This is a genomic window from Cyanobium sp. LEGE 06143 (assembly GCF_015207535.1).
Classification (GTDB): Bacteria; Cyanobacteriota; Cyanobacteriia; order PCC-6307; family Cyanobiaceae; genus NIES-981.
This window is the reverse complement of sequence record NZ_JADEWP010000152.1, coordinates 1-6,370: the sequence shown is the minus strand read 5'-3', so window position 1 is coordinate 6,370 and position 6,370 is coordinate 1. Positions and strand designations below refer to the sequence as shown.

General features: G+C 70.4%; 6 protein-coding genes. 4 read left to right on the top strand and 2 right to left on the bottom strand.

Annotated features, from left to right (window positions below):
* The first annotated feature begins 88 nt into the window (after positions 1–88).
* Positions 89–529, top strand: a complete 441-nt coding sequence (locus IQ216_RS10550) for a peptidylprolyl isomerase (RefSeq protein ID WP_186699592.1) — start codon at positions 89–91, stop codon at positions 527–529.
* 39 nt (positions 530–568) lie between these two features.
* Here the strand turns inward: IQ216_RS10550 and ribBA are convergent, their stop codons facing one another.
* Positions 569–2,305: a bifunctional 3,4-dihydroxy-2-butanone-4-phosphate synthase/GTP cyclohydrolase II gene (ribBA, locus tag IQ216_RS10545; protein WP_370566702.1), complete on the bottom strand. Its 1,737-nt coding sequence runs from the start codon at positions 2,303–2,305 to the stop codon at positions 569–571.
* Positions 2,306–2,346: 41 nt separating this feature from the next.
* Between ribBA and argC the strand changes: the two genes are divergently transcribed.
* The gene (gene argC, locus IQ216_RS10540; protein WP_193815434.1) at positions 2,347–3,411 is read left to right on the top strand and encodes an N-acetyl-gamma-glutamyl-phosphate reductase; all 1,065 of its coding nucleotides are present in this window, start codon (positions 2,347–2,349) and stop codon (positions 3,409–3,411) included.
* Here the strand turns inward: argC and purN are convergent.
* A complete protein-coding gene (gene purN / locus IQ216_RS10535; RefSeq protein ID WP_193815433.1) occupies positions 3,350–4,111 on the bottom strand; it encodes a phosphoribosylglycinamide formyltransferase in 762 nt (253 codons plus the stop codon). The genes argC and purN overlap by 62 nt on opposite strands.
* On the opposite strand from purN, the gene IQ216_RS10530 reads away from it, so the two are divergent.
* Positions 4,095–4,439, top strand: coding sequence for a DUF1257 domain-containing protein (locus IQ216_RS10530; RefSeq protein WP_186699595.1), 345 nt, complete (start codon positions 4,095–4,097; stop codon positions 4,437–4,439). The genes purN and IQ216_RS10530 overlap by 17 nt on opposite strands.
* Positions 4,440–4,447: 8 nt before the next feature.
* A complete protein-coding gene (locus IQ216_RS10525; protein ID WP_193815432.1) occupies positions 4,448–6,205 on the top strand; it encodes a PDZ domain-containing protein in 1,758 nt (585 codons plus the stop codon).
* The last annotated feature ends 165 nt before the right edge of the window (positions 6,206–6,370 follow it).

Below are 6,370 nucleotides of genomic sequence, written 5' to 3'. Positions count from 1 at the left end.
TCGGGTGGGAGCCGCGCTCTGGCGGGCGGCGCAAACCGGCCCCATTGTCGTGCCGGCCCCATACAGTCGTGTTTTCAGCCATTCCCCCATGACCAAAGCCCTGATGGAGACGGATGCCGGCAGCATCGAGCTCGAGCTCTTCGATGCCGACGCCCCGAACACCGTGGCCAACTTCACCAAGCTGGCCAAGGAGGGCTTTTACGACGGCCTCGCCTTCCACCGCGTGATCCCGGGCTTCATGGCCCAGGGTGGATGCCCCAACAGCCGTGATGGTGCCCCCGGCATGGCCGGCACCGGCGGCCCCGGCTACCACATCGACTGCGAGATCAACGGCCAGAAGCACAAGTCGGGCACCCTGGCCATGGCCCATGCCGGCAAGAACACCGGCGGCTCGCAGTTCTACATCTGCCATGAGGCCCAGCCCCACCTCGACGGCGTGCACACCGTGTTCGGCCACACCACCAACATGGATGTGGTGCAGGCCCTCAAGAACGGCAGCAAGATCAACAAGCTGACCATTCAGGACTGAGCTTGCAGCGCGACCGATCCGCTGCGGTCGCTGCCGGGCTCAGCGCCAGACCAGAAAAGCCTCGGCCTGCAGCGGCAGCCCCGCCACACCGCCCCCCTGGAGCTCCGCCAGGGGGCGGTGCTGGCATTGCAGCTGGGCGCTGGGATGGGCCGTGCGCTGGGCATCGGGGGTGAGCAGCAGCGCCACGCTTTCGGTGTGGGGCCAGGCGGCCAGCCGGCGTAGAAGGTCGCTGATGCCCTGCTCCCGCAGGCCGTCTGCCCCCCGCCCTGAACTGAGCAGCAGAGCCAGGTGGGGCTGGTTGAGCAGCGCCAGCAGGCGGGGGTGCTCCTCGCGCCCCAGCAGCAGCCCCTGTTCCAGGGCCCAGGCGTGCAGATGGTCCAACCGCTCCGACCGGGCGGCGTCCGGTAGTCCGCCTGACTCGTCGGCGACGCCACTCCAGGCCAGCACCGCGGTGAGCCCCAGGGGGCAACTTGGCCCTTCCCCCATCAGGTGGCCGAGCTTGGAGCGCTTCACGGCCAGGTAGGCCGCGTTGTGGGTGCCGGGATCCATCACCAGGGGCACCCGGTCCACCACCTCCAGCCCATAGCCGCCCAGGCCGGCGATCTTGCGGGGGTTGTTGGTGATCAGCCGCAGCCGCTGCACACCCAGGTCGCTGAGGATCTGGGCGCCGACGCCGTAGTTGCGCAGGTCGGCGGGGAAGCCCAGCCGCTCGTTGGCCTCCACCGTGTCCAGGCCCGTGTCCTGAAGCGAGTAGGCCTTGAGCTTATTGATCAGGCCGATGCCCCGGCCCTCCTGGCGCAGGTACACCACCACCCCTTCGCCGGCCTCCTCCAGCATCCGCAGGGCCGCCTCCAACTGGGGCCGGCAGTCACAGCGCAGGGAGCCGAAGGCATCGCCGGTGAGGCATTCGCTGTGCACCCGCACCAGCACGGGCGCGCTGGCCTGCTCGGGATGGCCCTTGACGATGGCCACATGCTCGCTGCCATCGAGCTCATTGCGGTAGCCGATCGCCCTGAACTCCCCGAAGCTGCTGGGCAGGGCGGCCTCGGCCTGACGGCGCACGAAGCGCTCCGTGTCGAGGCGGTAGCCGATCAGATCGGCGATGTTGATCAGGCGCAGACCATGGCGGCGGGCGTAGGCGGCCAGCTGGGGCAGCCGCGCCATCGAGCCATCGGCATTCTGGATTTCGCAGATCACTCCGGCGGGGTAGAGGCCGGCCAGCCGGGCCAGGTCGACGGCGGCTTCGGTGTGGCCCGCCCGCTTGAGCACGCCCCCCTGGCGCGCCCGCAGCGGAAAGATGTGGCCCGGCCGGCGCAGGTCGCTGGGGCGGCTGCCGGGATGGATGGCCACCTGGATGGTGCGGGCCCGGTCATCGGCCGAGATGCCAGTGCTCACCCCGTTCTCCGGGCCGGCATCGACGCTCACGGTGAAGGCCGTCTGGTTCTCGTCGGTGTTGCGATCCACCATCAGGGGCAGATCGAGGGCATCGAGGCGCTCGCCCTCCATGGCCAGGCAGATCAGGCCCCGCGCCTCGGTGGCCATGAAGTTGATCTGCTCGGGGGTGGCGAACTGGGCGGCGCAGATCAGGTCGCCTTCGTTTTCGCGGTTTTCGTCGTCCACCACCACGATCGACTCACCGTTGCGGATCGCAGCGAGGGCATCGGCGATGGCATCGAAGCGGATGGCACCGGTCACGGTCGCCTCGGAGCTGGCGACGGATGGGTTGCTCAGGGCGGTCAACGGGGGCGGTCGGACCCAGGGGCCCGGTGCAATCATCCTTTATAAAGCCCGCACCACCTCTCCATCGGGGCTCCGCCATGGCCAGAAAGCGCGTCGCGGTGATCGGTGCCAGCGGCTATGGCGGCCTCCAGACCCTGCGGCTGCTGCAGGGCCATCCCGGCTTTGAGGTGAGCTTCCTGGGCGGCGAGCGCAGTAGTGGCAAACGCTGGAGCGCGATCACGCCCTTCCTGCCCCTGCCGGGCGATCCGCTGGTGCAGAGCCCTGACCCCGACGCGATCGCTGCMGCCGCCGACTTCGCCGTGCTCAGCCTGCCGAATGGCCTCGCGGCCCGGCTGGTGCCGCCGCTGCTGGAGCGCGGCGTGCGGGTGGTGGATCTCTCCGCCGACTACCGCTACCGCTCCCTGGAGGCCTGGCAGGCGGTGTACAGCGCCGAGGCCGAGGCGGTGCCCCGCACAGATGCCGACCTCTGCGCCGAAGCGGTCTACGGCCTGCCCGAGTGGGAGGGCCGCCGCCTGGCCACAGCGCGCCTGGTGGCCGCCCCCGGCTGTTTCCCCACCGCCTCCCTGCTGGGTCTGCTGCCCCTGCTCAAGCAGGGCCTGATCGAAACGAGCGGCATCGTGATCGATGCCAAGACCGGCACCAGCGGCGGCGGTCGCGCCGCCAAGGAAAACCTGCTGCTGGCTGAGGCCGCCGAGGCGATCGCCCCCTATGGCGTGGTGGGCCATCGCCACACCAGCGAGATCGAGCAGATCGCCGCTCAGGTGGCCGGCCAACCGATCCAGCTGCAGTTCACCCCCCACCTGGTGCCGATGGTGCGTGGCCTGCTGGCCACCCTCTACGCCCGCCTGCGCGACCCCGGCCTCACCGCGGAGGACTGCCGCACGGTGCTGAGCTCCGCCTACCCGAACAGCCCCTGCGTTCAGGTGCTGCCGGTGGGCACCTACCCCTCCACCAAGTGGGTGCGGCAGACCAACCGTGCCCTGCTCTCGGTGCAGGCCGACCCGCGCACGGGCCAGCTGATCGTGATGGGCGCGATCGACAACCTGGTGAAGGGCCAGGCGGGCCAGGGAGTGCAGTGCCTCAATCTGATGGCCGGCCTGGAGGCCACTGCCGGCCTGCCCCTGCTGCCCTTCTACCCCTAGCTCGCCAGTCGAGCGCCTGGGCGGCCAGGCACACCCCTAGGGGCAGGAGGCGATGCTCCAGCGGCCTGATGCGTGCCGCCAGCTGCTCGCGGCTGTCGCCCGGCAGCACCGGCACCGCCGCCTGCACCAGGATCCTGCCCGCATCCACCGTCTCACTCACCAGGTGCACGGTGCAGCCGCTCAGGGTGACCCCCGCCGCCAGGGCCTGGCCGACGGCATCGAGGCCGCGGAAGCTGGGCAGCAGGGAGGGATGCAGGTTCACCAACCGCTGCGGAAAGGCATTGATCAACGAGGGCGTGACGATCCGCATCCAGCCGGCCATCACCACCAGATCCACCCGGGCCTGATCGAAGGCTGCGATCAGGACGGCATCGAGGGCGGCGCGGCTGGGCTGCAGCCGGTGATCGAGCAGCTGGCAGGGAACCCCCAGCCGCTCGGCCCGCTGCTGGGCACCGCAGCCCGGGTTGTTCACCACCAGCAGCACCACCTCGGCCTGCAGGGCCGGAGGCGGGCGGCGGGTGGCCTCCACCAGGGCCTCGAAATTGCTGCCTGCCCCGGAGGCCATCACGCCGAGGCGCAACGGCCGGTCCCCCTGGCCGCCACCGACAGCGGCCTGGGGTGGCAACGGCCACTGGATGCTGGGCCAGTGATCGCTAGGGTCAGACAAAGCGGGCCTCGGCTCCATGTCCCATCTCTCCATCCTGCCCACCCAGTTCCGCGACGTTGAGGGACTGGCCGCCAGCCTTGAGGCCCTCGGGCTCACCCCCAGCTACGGCGGGGTGCTGCGGGGCTTCGCCGATGAGCGCCAGTCCGTGGCGCTGCAGGTGAGGGTGGAGGCGGATCTGTGCCTGGGCTGGCGCCGCCAGCCCGACAACTCCCTGGCTCTGGTGGGCGATCTGCAGCGCCTCAGCCGCAGCCGCTCCCTGCAGGGGCTGTTGGGTCGGCTCACCCGCGCCTACGCCGCCCGGATGGCCCTCAGGGACGCTGCGCTCCACTTCAGCGATGCCCAGGTGAGCGTCAGCACCTGAACCAGCCTGTGTCGTCGCCTGCCCCAGCCTGCCCTCGCTTTCAGCTCGATCTCAGTCAGCCCAGCAGCCACCTGGTGGGGGTGAGGCTGCAGCACACGCCCCGGCGCCCGCAGCTGCGTTTGGCGCTGCCGGCCTGGACGCCCGGCTCCTACCTGATTCGCGACTACGTGCGGCAGCTGGAGGGTCTGGAGCTGCACCAGGGGGGGCAGGCCGTGCCTCTGCGCCGCGTCGGCACCAGCCAGTGGCAGGTGGCGCTGCCCAGTCTGGAACCGGTGCAGATCCGCTACCGGATCCTGGCCACCGAGCTCACGGTGCGCACCTGCCACCTCGACAGCGATCACGGCTTTCTGGCCCTGGCCGCCGTGGTGCTCGAGCTGGAGGGGGAGCGCTGGAGCCCCCAGACCCTGGAGCTGCGGCTGCCGCCGCAGTGGCAGGCCTTTGTTCCCCTGCCTGAGGACCCCTCCGGCGGCTGGCGGGCCACCAGCTTCGATCAGCTCGTGGACACGCCGGTGGAGGTGGGGCCTCACCGCTGTCACCAGTTCAGCGTGGCCGGGGTCCCCCATCGCTGGGTGAGCTGGGGCCGCACTCTTTCCGGGGAGGATCTGCCCTCGCCAGCCCCCCGCTGGCTGGGGGATGTGGAACAGGTGTGTCTGGCCTGCTGCCGCCTGATGGGGGTGGAGCGGCCTGCCGCCGCTGCCTATCTGTTCGTGCTTCATCTGAACGCGAATGGCTATGGCGGCCTTGAGCACGACAGCAGCACGGTGCTGCAGTTCGGCCGGCGCCGCCTGGCGCGGCCTGCGGGGCGCCGCAAGCTGCTGCAGCTGGTGGCCCACGAATACCTGCACCAGTGGAACGTGCGGCGGCTGCGGCCGGCCGAGCTCAGTCCCTACGACTACGGCCAGGCCGTGGTGATCCCCACGCTCTGGTTTGCCGAGGGCATCACCAGCTACGTGGACCAGCTCCTGCCCCACAGCGCCGGGCTGTGCAGCGCCGCTGAGGTGCTCGACGATCTCGGCGCCGATCTCAGCCGCTATCTGCTCACCCCGGGCCGTGCCGTGCAGAGCCTGCGTCAGAGCGGCGAGGAGGCCTGGGTGAAGCTCTACCGCGCCGACGCTGATGCCCCCAACAATCAGATCAGCTACTACCTCAAGGGGGCGGTGCTGGCCCTGGTGCTCGACCTGCACCTGCGCCGCGTCGGCAGTGGGCTGCCGGTGGTGCTGCGCCAGCTCTGGCGCCGGCTCGGCTGCGTGGGCCGGGGCTACCGCGAAACAGACCTGCTGGAGGCCTTCGCCGCCCAGGCCCCGGATCTGCAGACCCTGCTGCCGGCGTGGCTGGAGGGGTTGGAGGATCCCCCCCTGGCCGCCTATCTGGCCGATGTGGGACTCAGCCTCCAGCCCCGCAGCCAGAGTGGCGCCTGGGTGGGGTGGCAGCTGAAGAGTGGCACAGGGGGCTTGACGTTGCAGCGCGTTGTGCGGGACTCTCCGGCCCAGCAGGCTGGACTGATGGTGGGGGATGAATTGCTGGCCCTGCAGGGGTGGCGCCTCCATCAACCAGACGACGTGGCCCAGCTGCTGCAGCCCGAGGCTGCCCTGAGCACGGCTGAAGCCGGCATCCCGCTGCTCTATGCCCGCGATGGCCAGGTGAAAACCACCCTGTTGAGACCAGCCCCCCCCGCCATTGAGGCCTGGGATCTCAAACCAGACGCCGAGGCGGACGCGGCCAGCCTGGACCGCCGCCATCGCTGGCTGTCCCTGGAGCTGCCGTGAACCTGCGCCAGCGTCCTTACATGGTGGCCGGCGTCGCGGCCTCGGGTGTGCTTCTCCTCGCCGGCATCGGCTGGCTCGCAGCCACCCTGGGCGGTGCCTCGGCTGGAGACCCCGGCCAGGCCACCTTGATGGAACTGCTGGAGGAGGTGCGCTCGCCCCCCATGG